Source organism: Paenibacillus sp. TAF43_2, assembly GCF_052113545.1.
In the GTDB taxonomy this organism is placed as follows: Bacteria; Bacillota; Bacilli; order Paenibacillales; family Paenibacillaceae; genus Pristimantibacillus.
Genome location: NZ_JBFRDK010000074.1, coordinates 1 through 17,720, shown reverse-complemented (window position 1 = coordinate 17,720; position 17,720 = coordinate 1). Strand labels below are relative to the sequence as shown.

The 17,720-nt window shown below is 46.1% G+C and carries 15 protein-coding genes; 11 read left to right on the top strand and 4 right to left on the bottom strand.

Going from position 1 to position 17,720, the window contains the following annotated elements; all coding sequences use genetic code 11:
- The first annotated feature begins 38 nt into the window (after positions 1–38).
- The 3 genes from AB4Z17_RS17055 to ppk1 all read left to right on the top strand — a co-directional run bounded on the left by AB4Z17_RS17055 (position 39) and on the right by ppk1 (position 3,231).
- Positions 39–506, top strand: a complete 468-nt coding sequence (locus tag AB4Z17_RS17055) for an acyl-CoA thioesterase (protein ID WP_441909049.1) — start codon at positions 39–41, stop codon at positions 504–506.
- Positions 507–603: 97 nt separating this feature from the next.
- Positions 604–996 (top strand): FxsA family protein, encoded by a 393-nt coding sequence (locus tag AB4Z17_RS17050; RefSeq protein ID WP_076267795.1) that lies wholly within the window; start codon positions 604–606, stop codon positions 994–996.
- A gap of 168 nt (positions 997–1,164) precedes the next feature.
- Positions 1,165–3,231 (top strand): polyphosphate kinase 1, encoded by a 2,067-nt coding sequence (ppk1, locus tag AB4Z17_RS17045; protein WP_441909050.1) that lies wholly within the window; start codon positions 1,165–1,167, stop codon positions 3,229–3,231.
- On the opposite strand, the gene AB4Z17_RS17040 is transcribed toward ppk1, so the two are convergent.
- Positions 3,203–4,750, bottom strand: coding sequence for a Ppx/GppA phosphatase family protein (locus tag AB4Z17_RS17040; protein WP_441961005.1), 1,548 nt, complete (start codon positions 4,748–4,750; stop codon positions 3,203–3,205). The genes ppk1 and AB4Z17_RS17040 overlap by 29 nt on opposite strands.
- Positions 4,751–5,056: 306 nt before the next feature.
- Between AB4Z17_RS17040 and citZ the strand changes: the two genes are divergently transcribed.
- The 7 genes from citZ (at position 5,057) to AB4Z17_RS17005 (ending at position 13,630) form a co-directional block, all read left to right on the top strand.
- On the top strand, positions 5,057–6,169 hold the full coding sequence (citZ, locus tag AB4Z17_RS17035) for a citrate synthase (RefSeq protein WP_076267792.1): 1,113 nt from the start codon (positions 5,057–5,059) through the stop codon (positions 6,167–6,169).
- A 124-nt stretch (positions 6,170–6,293) separates the two neighbouring features.
- Complete coding sequence (gene icd / locus AB4Z17_RS17030) at positions 6,294–7,589, top strand: NADP-dependent isocitrate dehydrogenase (protein WP_076267791.1); 1,296 nt, start codon at positions 6,294–6,296, stop codon at positions 7,587–7,589.
- A gap of 385 nt (positions 7,590–7,974) precedes the next feature.
- Entirely contained in the window at positions 7,975–8,916 is a 942-nt protein-coding gene (gene mdh / locus AB4Z17_RS17025; protein ID WP_441961003.1) for a malate dehydrogenase, read from the top strand.
- Between the two features lie 126 nt (positions 8,917–9,042).
- Positions 9,043–11,196 (top strand): DNA helicase RecQ, encoded by a 2,154-nt coding sequence (gene recQ / locus AB4Z17_RS17020; RefSeq protein WP_441961001.1) that lies wholly within the window; start codon positions 9,043–9,045, stop codon positions 11,194–11,196.
- Between the two features lie 220 nt (positions 11,197–11,416).
- Positions 11,417–11,839 carry a hypothetical protein gene (locus AB4Z17_RS17015; RefSeq protein WP_076267788.1) on the top strand — a complete coding sequence of 141 codons (423 nt, stop codon included), beginning with the start codon at positions 11,417–11,419 and terminating at the stop codon, positions 11,837–11,839.
- Positions 11,840–11,888: 49 nt separating this feature from the next.
- Positions 11,889–12,845, top strand: a complete 957-nt coding sequence (locus AB4Z17_RS17010; RefSeq protein WP_441909053.1) for a sugar kinase — start codon at positions 11,889–11,891, stop codon at positions 12,843–12,845.
- A gap of 2 nt (positions 12,846–12,847) precedes the next feature.
- The gene (locus AB4Z17_RS17005) at positions 12,848–13,630 is read left to right on the top strand and encodes a DeoR/GlpR family DNA-binding transcription regulator (RefSeq protein WP_441909106.1); all 783 of its coding nucleotides are present in this window, start codon (positions 12,848–12,850) and stop codon (positions 13,628–13,630) included.
- A gap of 69 nt (positions 13,631–13,699) precedes the next feature.
- Here AB4Z17_RS17005 and nagA read toward each other — a convergent pair whose 3' ends face one another.
- Complete coding sequence (gene nagA / locus AB4Z17_RS17000) at positions 13,700–14,896, bottom strand: N-acetylglucosamine-6-phosphate deacetylase (RefSeq protein WP_441961000.1); 1,197 nt, start codon at positions 14,894–14,896, stop codon at positions 13,700–13,702.
- Complete coding sequence (gene nagB, locus AB4Z17_RS16995; RefSeq protein WP_076267784.1) at positions 14,897–15,622, bottom strand: glucosamine-6-phosphate deaminase; 726 nt, start codon at positions 15,620–15,622, stop codon at positions 14,897–14,899. It abuts the gene before it with no gap.
- A gap of 492 nt (positions 15,623–16,114) precedes the next feature.
- Between nagB and fni the strand changes: the two genes are divergently transcribed.
- Positions 16,115–17,170, top strand: a complete 1,056-nt coding sequence (fni, locus tag AB4Z17_RS16990) for a type 2 isopentenyl-diphosphate Delta-isomerase (protein WP_339207812.1) — start codon at positions 16,115–16,117, stop codon at positions 17,168–17,170.
- A 73-nt stretch (positions 17,171–17,243) separates the two neighbouring features.
- Here fni and AB4Z17_RS16985 read toward each other — a convergent pair.
- Positions 17,244–17,720, bottom strand: a 477-nt coding sequence (locus AB4Z17_RS16985; RefSeq protein ID WP_441960998.1) for a Ger(x)C family spore germination C-terminal domain-containing protein, incomplete at its 5' end; no start/stop codon positions are given.

Here is a 17,720-nt window from a genome sequence, read left to right as displayed (position 1 = left end):
AAAGCATGTTCGTTTTGATAAAAAATGGGGGGACATTTATGCTGTCAGCTTCCACTTGGGTTCTGCACCCGCTGCGCGTTCGTTATCAGGAAACCGATCAAATGGGTGTCGTTTTTCACGGGAATTATGTAACTTGGTTCGAAATTGGACGTACTGAATGGATAAGAAATGCTGGTTATGACTATAAAACGATTGAAGAGCAAGGATTGCTGCTGCCGGTTATAGATTTGCAATGCCGCTATGTGCAACCCGCTCGCTATGACGATACTGTAGTCGTTTGTACTCGAATTGCTGATTGCAGCCCTCTGCGCGTATCCTTTGAATCACAGGTTAGAAAGGTATCAATGGATGATTTCCATGCGTCAGAAGTATCAGAAAGCGAATCACTGCCTGGTGAGCTGCTTGTTGAGGGTGGAACCAAGCATGTATGGGTCAACGAGTCTTGGCAACCAGCGCGCTTAAACAAAGTCATGCCTGAATTGTATGAATTGCTGCGTACGAAGTAAGTTTGTCTTGCAAATTGCGATGATATTTTGCAGCTTAGCAAACCAAGCTTATGCTTACGAAGTAAGTTTGCTACGCAAACTTTTAGGAGGTCCAATCATGTATAAATGGCTGTTGGCAGTTTTAATTGTTGTTCCATTAGTTGAGCTTTGGGGAATCTTTCAAGTTAGCGGCTGGATCGGGGGCTGGAACACTTTTTTTATACTGATCCTCATGGGTTTGGCAGGCGCTTATTTGGCCCGAATGGAAGGGCGAAAAGTATGGGGCGAGGCTCAGCGTCAAATGCAAGCTGGACAAATTCCCGGCCAGTCGCTTTTAGATGGATTATGTGTGCTAGCAGGGGGCATTTTGCTGCTGCTGCCAGGGTTTCTGTCTGACATCATAGGCATTACGCTGCTTATTCCATTTACAAGAACCTTTTATAGACTAATCATGCTGCGTGAATTAGAGAAAAGAATACGAAACGGCAATTTTAAGATCGGAAGATTCTAATATTTACGTGACATTTACAAAAGGTTAACATGGCAATAATAGTCATGCTTCATAATGAGATAGATATAAGTCGTTTCTTGTCGTTATATTAGCATTCTTGATATGAGGCAAGAAGCGTATGTTAGAAAAGCAGGTTTATTTCGCAAAATTACTCAGGAGGCGTGAGAAATGACCAAGCTTTTGTCCAACTATGTAAATCGTGACTTAAGTTGGATCGAATTCAACCGAAGAGTTCTTCAAGAGGCGCAGGATCTCAGCAATCCGCTGCTTGAGAGAGCAAAGTTTTTGGCAATTGTCTCAAGTAATTTGGATGAATTTATGAGCGTGCGAGTTGCTGGCATCCAGATGCAGATGAGAGCCGGCTTATCCAAAACTGATTTTACGGGCTATACGCCCTCTGGACTTTGGAAGCGGCTGATTAAGCGAGCAACCCAAATGGTCCATGATCAATATCGTACATACAGAGAAGTGTTCCGAAGCCTCAGTCGTGAGGGCATTTTTATTCGTTCGCTGGATGAGCTTAATATAACGCAAACGAAAGCAGTCTCGGATTATTTTCATGAAATTGTATTTCCAGTACTTACACCAATGGCTGTCGATCAGAGCAGACCGTTCCCGCTTGTTCATACGAAAGAGCTGTATTTAGCAGTACTTCTTAGACAAGAGAGTGATCCGTCTGAAGAGGAGCCGTTATTTGCGATTGTCCAAGTACCTTCTATATTACCGAGATTTGTACCTGTCCCAGGTCGAATTAACAGCAAGAAAACGGAGTTTGTGCTTCTTGAGGATTTAATTGAAAAGTTCATCGATACGTTATTCAACGGCTATATTCCATTCGCAGTAAACCCGTTCCGCTTAACAAGGGATGCGGATATTACATTGAATGAAGAGGATGCCGAGGATCTGCTTGAGGAGATCGAGAAAGAGCTGCGCCGCCGCCGCTGGGGAATTCCTGTAAGGCTGGAGGTTTCCAAGGGGATGCACCCTTATGCGCTCGAAATGCTTACCGAAGAGCTCGAAATCGAAGATAATTTATTCGAAATAGATGGACCGCTTGATTTAAGCTTTTTGATGAAGTTTGCAGGAGCGGTACCGGGCAATGATAATTTGCGGTATGAGAAGCTTGAGCCAATTTATCCAAGAGAATTTGACCACACTGACGATATGTTTGAGGTCATCCGCCAGCGCGATGTTTTGATGTATCATCCTTATGAATCATTTGATGCAGTTAATGACTTTGTCATGCAGGCTGCTTATGATCCCGACGTGCTAGCGATAAAAATGACGTTATACCGCGTGAGCGGCCAGTCTGCGCTCGTTCAAGCGCTTGCTAAGGCAGGCGAGGCTGGTAAGCAGGTAACGGTCGTTGTAGAGCTAAAGGCGAGGTTTGACGAGGAAAGGAACATCGCTTGGGCGCGCCAGCTGGAGAAGGCTGGTTGCCATGTCGTTTACGGTCTAGTTGGTCTGAAGACACATGCGAAAATCTTGTTAGTTGTTAGACGAGAGCATGGCACGCTGCGCCGCTACGTTCATGTAGGGACAGGGAATTACAATGACAGTACGGCAACATTATATACGGATATTGGACTTTTTACGTCACATCCAATAATCGGCGGCGATGCTTCGGCTTTGTTCAACGAGGTTACGGGTTATTCATCACCTTATGAGTGGAAAGCTTTTGGCGTTGCGCCTTCTGATTTGAAGGAAAAGCTATATCGGTTAATCGATAGGGAAAGATTGAATGCAGCAGCCGGGAAGCCAGCTCGCATTATTGCCAAAATGAATTCTTTATCGAATCAAGAGATGATTGATAAGCTTTATGAAGCCTCTCAAGCGGGAGTGAAAATTGTATTAATCGTTCGCGGCGTTTGCTGCTTGCGGCCGGGTGTTCCTGGGCGCAGTGAAAATATTCAGGTAATTAGTATCGTCGACCGTTTTCTGGAGCATGCACGGATTATGTACTTCCATAATGGCGGGGAAGAAGAGGTATATTTGTCGAGCGCGGATTGGATGACTCGTAATCTTACAAGAAGGATTGAGCTTATGTGTCCCGTATTTGATCCGAATTTGAGACAAATATTGATCAAGATGCTTCAGCTTAATATCGATGATAATGTAAAAGCCCGTGAATTGCAGCCGAACGGTACTTATGAGCATCTTACTAGTGCTGATAAAGAGCCGTTCCGCAGTCAATTCGAGGCAAAGGTTATAGCGTCTTGGAAGGGACGTGCGTAGACGAAAAGTCGAGGCTCGGCGTGAATCCCCAAAGTTTCTTGAATTCGCTGGCGAGCTCTTCCACTTCTCGGCGCTCAACTGCAAGCGTTCCTCGCGGCTGAATCGGGCGAAGCAGCAGCTGAATGCCGGATAATTGGACATTTRGCTGAGCAATGGCTTGTGTTTCCCCGCGATCAAGCGCAGTCGACAGCTGAAGCAATGAGCCAAGCTTATAAATGACTTCAAGGTCGGATTCGTTAAGCAGTTCCTTATATTCGGAAATGTGCTGACGAGCCCGGCCTTTGCTTTTGTAAGATGCGATAGCTGCTGTCATAATCATTTCGCGATGCGTTAGCCCATTCAACTGGGAATTAACAATAAGATAGAAGGAATGCCTTGCATATTCGTAATAATCAATGGATGCACCGATTCGGAACAACTGTGACGCTGTGTCCAGCAGCACTCTCGATTGAGGTGTCAATGGATGAACATAGTTCAGGACATCATAAATCTCTAGAGAGATTCGGTTGACCTGCAGCACATGCTGCTTTGGAGCTTCTGGATGCAGGGCACTTAAATTTGTTAGGCTATATTTGAGCACATCATCTAGTTTTGGACGATTTGGGAATCTGGTTGCATGGAACAAGCCATCGCGCAGTCCAGCACCGCAAATTCGGTAATAAGTTGCTTTGGTTGCACGGAATAATACGCGTAAAATCGCGACACCGGGTACAACTACATCAGCACGATCCTTGGACAAGCCCGGAAGTTTACGTCTTTTATCAAGCGGAAGCTTGCGCATTTGATGAAAGAGCTCATCAACGTGCTCGCTCGTAATCGGATAATTATGTGTTTGCGGAAAAGGGTATTTGTATGCGGCTTGATGCATTTTTCCTAATGCACGCACCGTGCCTCCGACACCGACGAGCGGCAGACCTGCTGTTTCTCCAATCCAGGTCTCGTTTCGAGCCGCTTCTGCAACGATGGCTTCAAGCGCCTTCAGGTCTTCATCTTGGAGCGTGCCTTTTGTGCCGAAACGTTTGTTGAAGCTTACGCAACCAAACGGAAAGGATACAGAATGAACGAGAACGCGGTTGCGAAATAATGAAAGCTCGGTGCTTCCACCGCCGATATCAATGAGAAGGCCGTCACGAATATTTAGTGAGTTAATCATGCCGAGAAAGCCGTACGAGGCTTCATCCTCACCGGTGAGCAATTCGATGGTTAAGCCTGTGGCCGAATGAATACGAGCAAGGATTTCTGAACGATTATTTGCATTTCGAATAGCAGCCGTTGCGACTGCTCGAATATGGCTTGTATGATTATGTGTGCAAATCATGGTAAAATGATTCAGTGTGTCGATCAGATCATCGATCGCTGCACCTGGCAGACATCCGTTTTCATCAATACGTTCGCTTAGTCTGGCAGGCCGTTTACTGCTATCCGCCACACGATGAGCACCATTTGCTGTCTTCTCGTAAACGACGAGACGGACGGAGTTGGAGCCTATGTCAATAATTCCGATGCGTTGTCCTGTCATGTTGCGCCTCCAATACGGCAAAATTTGCTCTGTAAGTTCTCTTTTTGACATTTTACCACTTTATCCGTTTCTGTAAAAATAGTTTATGCTGCGGCTAAAATTGGAGCGAATAGGGAAAAATGCAGTTTGAGCATACGAAGTGAAGCGGAGAAATAATAAGCGAAAAAATTATTGATGACGCTGATAAAGCATTTTTATGTCTGTATTTGTTCACATAATTGCCGAAATCATTTATGATTAAAGGCGATGGTACAAAAACGACCCCTTTTTATTGTTTACGATAACCATGTTAAAGGAGAGAGAACGATGACAGCAACTAAAGGTCTGGAAGGAATTGTCGCAGCGACGTCCTCCATCAGCTCCATTATTGATGGCGTATTGACATACCGCGGTATTGATATTGATGATCTTGCGGAAAACGCTACTTTTGAAGAGGTTGCCTACCTGCTATGGTACGGTAAACTACCGAATCGTTCTGAGCTTGATGGACTGCAAAAGCAATTGGATCAATTTGCAGCGCTTCCAGAAGGCGTAATTGATCAAATCAAGCTTTATCCAAAAAATACAAATTCTATGGCTGCGCTTCGTACGGCAGTATCCAGCTTAGCATTGTACGATGAATCCGCAAACGATATGTCTCCTGAAGCGAATCAATTGAAAGCAATTAAATTGCAGGCGCAGCTGCCAACAATTATTGCTGCTTTTTCACGCATCCGCCTAGGACAAGAGCCTGTAGCTCCAAAGAAAGGCGTATCCATCGCCTATAATTTCTTGTATATGCTTACTGGCAGCGAGCCGGCTGAAGTTGCTGTTAAAGCACTTGATCAAGCGCTCGTTCTTCATGCTGACCACGAGTTGAATGCGTCGACATTTGCTGCTCGTGTAACCGTAGCAACGTTGTCGGACATTTATTCGGGCGTAACGTCAGCGATTGGCGCTTTGAAAGGCCCTCTTCATGGCGGTGCAAACGAAGCTGTAATGGTTATGCTTGAAGAAATCGGTTCTACTGCTAACGTTGAAAGCTTTATTAACAACGCGCTTGCAAACAAAGTGAAAATTATGGGCTTTGGTCACCGCGTATACAAAAACGGCGATCCTCGCGCGAAGCATCTGCAAAAAATGTCCCGCGAGCTTGGCAAGCTGACAGGCAACATGGAGCTTTACGAAATGTCTGTTAAAATTGAAGAGCTCGTAACTGGACAAAAAGGCTTGAAGCCTAACGTGGACTTCTACTCAGCGTCTGTATATACAACGCTTGAAATTCCACGCGACTTGTTCACGCCTATTTTTGCAATCAGCCGGGTATCTGGTTGGAGCGCGCATATTCTTGAGCAATATCAAGATAACCGCTTGATCCGTCCGCGTGCCGACTATGTTGGTCCGGTTAATGCGAAGTACATTCCGATTGAACAGCGTTAATTCGTGATTTAAGTTACAATAGAGAGAGCGGATAAGCTCTACGCTCTCTGTTCTTTAAAAAAAGACATCATATTTCATCTATACTTGCTATAAAGCAGGTACAATTCTAAGGAGGATTTTATTCATGGCTAAGTTCGAAAAATTCGCGCTTCCAACTGAAGGCGAACAAATTACAATTGACAACGGTGTTCTTCAAGTACCTAACAACCCAATTATTCCTTTTATCGAAGGCGACGGCACTGGCCGCGACATTTGGAAAGCTTCGAAACGCGCACTTGATGCAGCGGTAGAAAAAGCTTATAACGGCGAGAAAAAAATCGCTTGGTACGAAGTATTTGCCGGCGAAAAAGCTTTCAACACATACGGCGAGTGGCTGCCTGCTGATACTTTGACAGCAATCCGTGAATATATCGTTGCAATTAAAGGACCATTGACTACGCCTATCGGCGGCGGCATTCGTTCATTGAACGTTGCGCTTCGTCAAGAACTTGATCTTTACACTTGCTTGCGTCCTGTTCGTTACTTCACGGGTGTACCTTCCCCAGTAAAACGCCCTGAGCTTGTTGACATGGTTATTTTCCGTGAAAATACAGAAGATATCTATGCGGGCATCGAGTACCAAGAAGGTTCTGCAGAAGTGAAGAAAGTAATCGAGTTCTTGCAAAACGAAATGGGAGCTAACAAAATCCGCTTCCCAGAAACTTCCGGTATCGGTATTAAGCCAGTATCGAAAGAAGGTTCGAAACGTCTTGTTCGCGCAGCGATCGAGTACGCAATCAAACACAGCAAAAAATCAGTTACACTTGTACACAAAGGCAACATCATGAAATACACAGAAGGCGCGTTCAAAAACTGGGGCTACGAAGTGGCTGAAGAAGAATTCGCTAACGAGACTTTCACATGGGGTCAATACGACCGCATTAAAGAAGCAGAAGGCACTGACGCAGCTAACAAAGCACAAAAAGATGCAGAAGCAGCTGGCAAGCTAATCGTTAAAGACGCAATTGCGGATATCGCATTGCAACAAGTACTTACTCGTCCGACTGACTTTGATGTTATCGCTACATTGAACTTGAACGGCGACTACTTGTCCGATGCTCTTGCAGCACAAGTTGGCGGTATCGGTATTGCTCCGGGCGCGAACATCAACTACTTGACTGGACACGCAATCTTCGAAGCTACTCACGGTACAGCTCCGAAATATGCTGACCTTGACGTAGTTAACCCAGGTTCCGTAATCCTTTCCGGTGTAATGCTTCTTGAGCACCTAGGCTGGCAAGAAGCGGCTGACCTTATCTATAAAGGTATGGAAGCTTCGATAAACAACAAAACAGTAACTTATGACTTCGCTCGCTTGATGGAAGGCGCAACAGAAGTAAAATGTTCCGCATTCGCAGACGAAATCATCAAAAACATGTAGTTTTATAAAAAGTAGGGGGGCAGATGCCCCCCTCATCTTATATTCCTTTGTTCTTCGCACCGTGAATGATGTCCCGCAGGGGCACATTCCTTTGTACTTCGTACTGGAAATGGCGTCCCGCAAGGACACATTCCCCATGCGAGCAACTGTTGAGCGTGTCCCGCAGGGACGAAAGCGAGCCACGCTCAACAGTTGCTAAGGTGCGCCCTCTGGCTCTCCTACGTTAGTCCAATTCGCAGGTGTCCAGAGGGCGCAGCGCCCCTTAGGTCCTCCCTTGGAAGGGAGGATTTAGGTGGGTTCGAAAACGTACTTAAGTGGTTGTAAAGTGAAAATGGGGGTCAAAGGGGTCTCCCCTTCAAAATATGTTTTACTGGAGGTTTTACAAATGGCGATTAAGCGTAAAAAAATTACTGTAGTAGGAGCTGGCTTCACTGGCGCTACTACTGCACTTATGCTAGCTCAAAAAGAACTAGGCGATGTTGTTCTTGTTGATATCGCACCGCTTGAAAACCCAACTAAAGGTAAAGCACTTGATATGCTTGAAGCGACACCGGTGCTTGGAGTAGATGCAAACATTATCGGTACTGCCAACTACGATGATACAAAAGATTCTGATGTTGTGATCATCACTGCAGGTATTGCTCGTAAACCAGGTATGAGCCGTGACGACCTTGTTAGCACGAACGCTGGAATCGTAAGATCCGTTTGCGAAAACATTAAAGAAACTAGTCCTAACGCTTATGTTATTATTTTAAGCAACCCGGTGGATGCGATGACTTATGCAGCATTCCAAACGCTTGGATTCCCTAAAAACCGTGTAATCGGTCAATCAGGTGTCCTTGATACAGCTCGTTATTGCACATTTATTGCGCAAGAGCTTAACGTATCCGTTGAAGATGTTCGCGGCTTTGTGCTTGGCGGGCATGGCGACGATATGGTCCCACTCGTTCGCTACTCAAATGTTGGCGGCATCCCAATCGAGAAGCTTATATCAGCCGAACGAATTGAAGCAATCGTACAACGCGCTCGCGTTGGCGGCGGCGAAATCGTAAACCTGCTCGGCAACGGCAGCGCTTATTATGCGCCTGCAGCTTCGCTGGTTCAAATGACAGAAGCCATCCTTAAAGACAAAAAACGAATTATTCCAGTTATCGCTTTGCTTGAAGGCGAATACGGTTATAATAACTTGTTCATGGGTGTGCCAACAATCATTGGCGGTGACGGCATTGAAAAGGTGCTTGAGCTTGATTTGACTGCTGAAGAGAAGGCTGCGCTTGATAAATCTGCTCAATCCGTACGCAACGTTATCCAAGTAGTAACAGGCTAGCAAGCAAGCTCAATTGCTGCTTTTATAAATGAATGCGTTTGGGAGGACCCTGACAGAATGCTGCCAGGGTCCTCTTGTTTATTTTCAAGGTACAAAAGAAAAGGTTTACTATGGGAGGGGTACAGGTTGATCGAACAAGCAAGACAAGCCTTGAAACAGGTATATGGCTATGACTCTTTCCGTAAAGGACAGGAAGACATTATATCGGGGATTATGAATGGACGCGATACACTAGCAATTTTGCCGACCGGCGGCGGAAAATCGATTTGTTATCAAATTCCATCCATGCTTTTGCCGGGAACGTCTCTTGTAATTTCGCCGCTCATCTCGCTCATGAAGGATCAGGTTGATGCGCTGAGGCGAGTCGGGGTATCTGCAGCGTTTCTTAACAGCTCGCTAGGAGCAGCTGAATATCGAGATGTGATGCGAAACGCGATGATGGGAGAATATAAGCTGCTGTATGTTGCGCCTGAACGGCTTGATGCGCCGATGTTTCAATCGTTATCTGAGACGCTCACTATACCGCTCATTGCGATAGACGAGGCTCACTGCGTATCGCAGTGGGGGCATGACTTCCGTCCAAGCTATCGTCAGCTGGCAGGCTGGATTGCTCGAATGAAGGATCGGCCGCTCGTTGCGGCGTTTACGGCTACAGCTACAAACGAGGTAGCGCTTGATATTTCAGAAATGCTCAAGCTGCGTGAACCTAGCATTTTTGTAACGGGATTTGCGAGACCAAATTTGTCTCTATCCGTCGTTACAGGCGTGGATAAGAAAAAGTTTCTTGAGAGCTTCATATCAGGGCGTAAGGATCAATCAGGCATTATCTATGCAGCAACTAGAAAAGAAGTCGAGAATGTATATGAGCAATTAACACGCAGAGGCATTCAAGCAGGCAAATACCACGGTGGGTTGTCGGATGCTGAGCGCGCTGACACGCAAGAGAAGTTTCGATTCGATGAGATTCGTGTAATGGTTGCAACGAACGCTTTTGGAATGGGCATTGATAAACCAAACGTTCGTTATGTGCTGCATTGGCAAATGACTAGCGATATTGAATCCTATTACCAAGAAGCTGGCCGTGCCGGCCGTGATGGAGAGGAGAGCGAATGCATTCTCTTGTTTGAACCGGCTGATATGCAGGTGCAACGCTTTCTGATCGAACAGGGCACTGGGGATTCAGATCGTAAATCGATTCAGCTATCTAAGCTCCATACCATGATGAACTATAGTCGAACACAGCGTTGTTTGCAGCAGTTTATCGTTGATTATTTCGGAGAGACGGATGTTGTGGCATGCGGGAAATGCAGCAGCTGTCTCGATAAGAGCGAGCCGGTTAACCGGACGGAGGAAGCGAAGATGGCGCTCTCCTGCGTAGGTCGAATGAGAGGGCGTTTCGGTGTTAYGATGGCAGCTAAGGTACTAAAGGGATCACGTGATAAACGGTTGCTTGAATTTGGGCTCGATCGTTTGACTACCTATGGTTTAATGCGGCATTTGCCCGAGAAAGAAATAGCGGACTGGCTTTATTGGCTCGTGGCTGAAGGATACTTAAAGCTTAGTGAAGGGCAATATCCAGTCGTCTCGCTAACTGCGAGCGCACTGCCGGTACTGGAAGGCCGCGAACCAATTATGCAAAGAGTTAGAGCAACGGTTCGGCAAGCAGCCTCTTCCGATTCAGCAGCTGCTTCACCTCTATTCGATGCGCTCAAGCAATGGCGCAAAGAAAAGGCAGCTACAGAGGGTGTGCCTCCATTTATGTTGTTCTTTGATGCAACGCTGCGAGAAATCGCAATGGCTCGTCCGCAAAACGAGAATCAATTGCTTAGCGTGAAGGGGATTGGTGCTGCGAAGGCGGAGAAGTATGGAGAAGATCTGCTCTCGATTATTCATTCATTCGGAGGCGAAGGTCAAGCCGAAGGAATGATAACAACTGCGGCTAGAGAGCCGAAAGTCGTCAAGAAGGCAGCAACGAATGATGAGCAGCCAAGCCACTATGCTACGCTCGAGCTATTTCAAAGTGGGCTGGAACCGGATGAAATAGCGAAGGAACGCGGATTAACGAAAGTAACCGTTGAAGGACATATCATACGGTGTGCAGATGAAGGTGAAGAAATCGATTGGAGCAGAATCATTCCAGCAGAATATGAGCAATTGATCGTCCATGCGATTGGCGAGCAAGGAATCGATAAGCTGCGTCCCATAAAGGATGCTTTGCCTGAGGAAGTTACTTATTTTGCAATTCATGGGGTTATGAGTAAATACGGCTTTAAAGCTTAAAGCCAACCGAAAATCGATTAAATTGAGCTTTCTAATTAAAGTGTGAAAATTTAGGGAACGATTTCGGAGCTAATTCAACAAAAAAGGGTATAAAACCTCGGTTCAGGAGCATAGTCATTTGAAAAAAATCTCGTTTCTGATAAACTATTTATAGAATTAATTTTGGCAATTGCGAATCAATGAATGGATGATTACGTTTACCAAAACAGGAGGAGTTAAAATGTTTAAAGTAATGTTATTTTTGCACGTGATTGGAGCAGTAGGTATGGGCTTCTATATCGTTCTTCCAATCATGCTGGGTAGAGCTACTAAGCTTGCCGGAGTTGGACAAGGCGGATTAGCTGACGGCCTGCGTTCGGCAAACCGAATTGCGCAATATTTTCTAGTTTTGCAGCTGCTAACAGGTGGATATTTGATGTCGCAAGCGGATTACAAGGTGGCATGGATGGTCATTATTATTTTGCTGTTCCTGGCAATTGCGGCACTAGGCGGAATTATTTCCAAGCCGCTTAAGCTTGTAGTAGCTTCCATTCAAGAAGGCAAAAGCGCAACTGCACACATTAACAAAGCACGCGTGATGAGCATCATCGTATTGGTGCTATATATCGCTATTATCTACTTCATGAAGTTTCCGATGATCTAAAGCTAATATGGATAACGCCGATTATATAACGCTATAGGGGGATTTTTACGTGTTAGAATCATCGCCGCAAATTGTTACGTTTGGCGAATCAATGGCTTTGTTTATGCCAGAGGAGCATAAGTCAATCGAACGCGCCGCTACGCTGGAACAAAGCTTTGGCGGAGCGGAAAGCAATGTCGCAATAGGACTTGCACGTCTAGGCTCCTCTGTTGGATGGTTTGGCGCTCTCGGCGACGATCCGTTTGGCAAAATTATTTTGAAGACGCTGCGGGGCGAGGGTGTAGACGTATCTCGTGCGCAGCTTAGCTCGGAAGCTCCTACGGGCATGATGTTTCGTGAGCATGTAGCAGGTAGAACAGCCGTTCATTATTTCAGAAAGCATTCGGCAGCTAGTCGGATGCTGCCTGAGCATCTTGACGAGAATTATATTCGCGGTGCTAAACTGCTTCATGTAACCGGTATCACAGCTGCGCTTAGCGAGGATTGCCGCAAGACTGTTCGCCGCGCTATCGATATTGCGAAGGAAGCTGGAGTGCTTGTCAGCTTTGACCCGAACCTGCGGCTTAAGCTGTGGTCAATCGAAGAAGCTCGTGCAGCACTGCTGCCGCTTGCAGCAGATGCGGATTACTTTTTGCCAGGATGGGACGAGCTTAAGCTATTGTACGAAACAGACGATTATGAGCATATTAAAGGCCAGCTGAATCAATTAAAAGCGGTGTCGATCATTAAAGGCAGAGGCGACACGACGATTGTTCTAAACAATGGGCAGGAAGAAAGCTTGCCTTTTTATCCGGCTGAGCAGGTTGTTGATACTGTAGGCGCAGGTGACGGCTTTTGCGCTGGTTTCTTGGCAGGAATTATGAAGGGCTTATCCCCTGTAGAAGCAGTACGCCTAGCAAGTATTAATGGATCATTAGTCGTTCAAATGCGTGGCGACTGGGAAGCTTTGCCGGAATGGAGTGTCGTCCAACAGCGGATGTCCGCCAAGGCTTGGGTGGAGCGCTGACAATGGCTGAATTGATCGGTAACAAGGGTCAGCGTCGCCGTGAAGCTATTCTGCAGCTTTTGAAGCAGCAGGGCAGGGTGACGATTTTGGAAATGGTTGAGCGCTTCGGCTGCTCTGAAGCGACGGCTCGAAGAGATCTTGAGCAAATGGAAGCTGATTATCCGGTTATTCGGACAATTGGCGGTGCGATGTACGATGGAATGAATTCAGTAAGGGATTTGCCTTTTGCGGAGAAGGAAGGTTTGTCGATACTGGAGAAAGAGCATATCGCGGAATTAGCTGCTTCTTTAATTTTGGAAGGCGATGTGATTGGTCTCTCTGGCGGTACAACAAATTTCCTTATTGCAAAGATGATCAAATCGAGGCGGGGCATTACGGTAGTGACCAATGCGGTTAATATCGCAATGGAGCTGGCAGGCAGCGATATTCAGGTTGTTGTTACCGGCGGCATTATGCGCCATAACAGCTTTGAGCTGTGCGGCCCTCTAGGTGAGGGGATGGTCGCTCATTTGCATATCGGAAAGATGTTTATCGGTGTTGATGGTATATCTGCTGCTGGCGGCATCACGACCTACTCCGAGCAAGAAGCGCAAATTGCTAAAGCACTCATTAAGCGTTCGCAAGCGGCATATGCCGTATTCGATCATACGAAGACAGATCGCACCTCGTTATTTTCCATTGCATCCTTATCCGAGCTGAAAGGCGTCATTACGGATGTTCCGCTCACCGAAGAGCTTGCAGCTGAAATGAAGCTGCACGGTATTTCCGTATACGTGACAGATTAACAAATGTTAAAAAGAGGTTCCGTGCTCAAAGGTTATCTAACCTTTGAGCACGGAACCTCTTGCTTTTTTTTACGCTTGTTTAGCTTCGTATATGGAACGGCCTTGCGCCCAAGTCTGTTGAACTTGCATTTGCGAGTCAATCCATACAAGATCAGCTTGTTTGCCGCTCGTAATTGAACCGGTACGGTCGCTGATGCCAAGCTGTTTTGCTGCATTGCCGCTAGCCAACCGACTAATTTCAGAAAGCGATAGGTTAGTATGATCATGGATAAAGCGTACGGCACCTATCATCGTTAAACAGCTGCCTGCTAGGGCGTTGCCATCTTTTAATCTTGCTTCGCCGTTTTTTACGATGACGGCTAAGCCTCCGAGACTATATTCGCCTTCGGGCATGCCTGCTGCTGCCATCGCATCTGTGATCAGTATAACCTTATCTGAAGGTTTAGCAGCGAGCACCAATCGAATTGCAGCTGGATGGACGTGAATACCATCGGCTATGAGCTCGGCCACAATGCGGTCATCGGTCAATACAGCTCCTAGCGTTCCGGGCTCACGGTGATGCAGACCACGCATTGCATTATAGGTATGAACAGCCTGCGTAAGGCCAGCATCAGCAGCAGAGATCACTTCATCATAGACAGCATCCGTATGCCCGCAGGCTGTGACGATCCCTTGCTCAGCAAGCCAAGCGATGGTCTCAATCGCACCGCTTTTCTCAGGAGCCAGTGTAAGCTGACGGAGAAGATCGGGCCACTTGGCATGCCATTGCTGCATCCATTCCAGCTGAGGTGTTTTAATATAAGCTGGGTTTTGAGCGCCTGGCCATGCCTCGCTTATGAACGGGCCCTCCAAATGTACGCCATACAAGGCTGCGTAAGGCATTTCACTGCTGCGGTAATCTGCAACGGCATGCAATACGTCTTCAATTGCTTCCTTAGGAGCAGTCATCGTTGTAGCAAGCATGCCTGTCGTACCTTGTGAGGCATGGAATTTAGTAATGGTGTCGAAGCTTTCACGGCTGGCATCCATAAAATCCGCACCAAATCCACCATGAACATGCACATCAATAAAACCAGGAAGCAGCCAGCCTCCCTTTCCGTCTATAGACAACTGTGCATCTGAAGCCTCGTTTGCTGCCTCGTTGTCATCTTGGGCAACAATTTTTGCAATTTTCCCATCTTGTACAAAAACACTGCCGTTAACTATCCCATCTTCAAGCACGATATTTACGTTGTGGATGAACCAGTTTGCAGAGTTTAGGGTCATTTAACTTAACATCCTTCCCGCCTCGCGGTCTAGTAGAACAATGACGCGCGCATGAGTTTGCAGCAATGAAGCCGGTACGTTAGTCGTAATTGGGCCAGTCAATGCTTCTTTTACAATTTCTGCTTTGTCAGCACCACGAACAGCCAGCACGATCGTATTAGCTTTCAAAATAGAGCCAACACCCATCGTAATTGCATACTCAGGTACTTCATCCATAGAATCGAAGAAACGAGCATTTGCTTCACGCGTTTCCTCTTTTAATTTAACAACGTGAGTGCCGCCAGAAAGATTAACATCAGGCTCATTGAATCCAATATGACCGTTGTGGCCTAGACCAAGCAATTGAATGTCTACTGGTCTTGCTTCTAGCATTGCATCGTAAGCATTCGATTCCAGCTCAACATCCGAAGCCATTCCATTTGGCAAATGGATTTGGTTCTCGGGAATATCGATGTGCGAGAACAGATGCTGCTTCATGTAGTAGGCGTAGCTTTGGTCGTTATCAGGCTTGATTCCGACATATTCATCCAAATTGAACGTTGTCACATCTTTAAAGCTAACGTTGTTTTGTTTATGCAGTTCTACTATTTTGTCATAAATTCCGATGGGTGTCGATCCTGTTGCAAGGCCTAGTACGGCATCTGGTTTCTCTTTTACGATACCTACAAATAATTCCGCAGCATAAGCATCTAATTCCTGTTGTGTATCAAATATAATCATTTCCATGTTTAGTCCCCCTATAAGGCTTTTGTTAGTTATATTTTATATGAATTTCGACGGTTTAACAAGATAAAATGATTGTAAAATTCAAATAAATGATTGTAAAAATCATTTGTCTACTGAACTAGCCGTCGCTTCTAACTCATCGGTCAGGCTCATATTTTTAGGATTGGGGTTAGTCTCTTTATAATGCCACATTTATTAGAAGAACTATTCTAGACGCCAGAGCGCATGCATCAGAATGGATGGATCAGCTTATGTGTCAATGTCGTGGAGTTGAGAGCGTGAATCAAAAAAATGTGCTAAACTAGTACATAGTTACTACGCTGAAAAAGTTATGAAGTGTAAAGTGCAAGCAGACCTAATGGATACATATATGTTCAGCTTATTGATGAGGAAATTCACAAGTTGTAAACGCAGGAATAGAAGATAGAGAAGCGAAACGTGAGCGGCGCTGCTATAAAAGGCGTTGGCCGTTTAAGCTTGGGAGGAACAAGCATGTCAGTAGATCAGCAAGCAGCAACTGCAAAGCGTAAAGGAGAACATATACGTATTTGCTTGCAGGAGCAAGTAAACAGCGTTGGCATTGAAACGGGCTTGGGGCGGTACCGTTTTAAGCATAATGCACTGCCTGAGCTTTCCTTCGCTGAAGTAAGCCTAAATACAGATTGGTTCGGCAAAAAGCTTGGAGCCCCACTGCTCGTTAGCTCCATGACTGGAGGAACGGATGAAGCAGGGGCTATTAATCGTCGATTGGCGGTTGTGGCAGAAACGAGGGGCTGGGCGATTGGGCTAGGCTCCATGCGCGCCGCAATAGAAAACGAACAGCTCGCAGCTTCGTTCTCCATACGGAAAGATGCGCCTACCGTACCTGTTATTGCTAACATTGGTGCGGTTCAGTTGAATTATGGTTTTGGTGTAGAATCATGCCGCAGAGCTGTAGACATTGCTGAAGCGGATGCGTTAGTCCTGCATCTCAACAGCATGCAAGAGGTGTTTCAACCCGAAGGGGATACCGATTTCCGCAATTTATTGGTTTCTATTGAGCAGGTTTGCAGGTCGCTTAATGTGCCGGTTGGAGTAAAAGAAGTGGGCTGGGGCATTGATGCGGAAACGGCAGCAGCGCTTGTGGGTGCAGGCGTTTCCTTTATTGATGCTGCTGGTGCGGGTGGAACTTCATGGAGCCAAGTCGAGAAGTTTCGCTCCACCGATGATCTAAGAAGGCAAGCTGCTGAAGCATTCGCGGATTGGGGCATACCGACTGCTGAGAGTGTGACAGAAATTCGCGCTGCGCTTCCCGAGGCTAATATTATTGCAAGCGGAGGTTTGCGTACGGGTGTTGATGCTGCGAAAGCAATTGCGCTAGGCGCAAATCTTGCTGGCTTTGGACGCGTATTGCTGCCGCAAGCGGCTAGCAGCAGCAAGGAAATTTCGCAGGAGCAATTGCTGCAACAATTCGAACGGATTGAGTTTGAAATGCGTACGGCGATGTTTGGCATTGGCGTTGGTACGATTAATGAGCTGCGTCAAACAAACCGATTGATCCTAAAATAATAGTTAAATATCATTCGAGGTGAGCCAGAAGCAACAAGCTTCTGGCTCACCTCTTTTGTTTTTGGTGCTAACCCTATTTGATAATACCTGTACCTTCAATTTTTATATTGGCATTTACGATAAATTTAACGTTAGGGTAGATGGACTGCCACTTCTGCCAAGCCTCCTTACCAGGGTGGGTAGCCCGATAGCGCAGTCCGAAACCTATAGGGTCTACATTTGCTTTCTGGATTTTTTGGAGAAGTGCAAGGCATGATTTTGCATATTCCTTATTTAAATTTTGCTCAATGGGCTGCCACTGATCTTCATATATGCCTTTTGGCGCCTCCTCAAATACGACCTTGATCTTTACATCCAGCGTAATCGTGTCTTGGCCGTTTTGCTTGCCGAGTCGGAAGCTTGAGTGCATATCCGTAATCGCAACGACTAAATCCAAGCCTTCAAACATGCCATGCATCGAAGATTTGGTGAAATCTTCCGCGAGCTGATTATAAAGCTGCGATTCAGCTGGAGACAATATAAGCTTGACCTTTGTTTTGTCCAGCAGCGC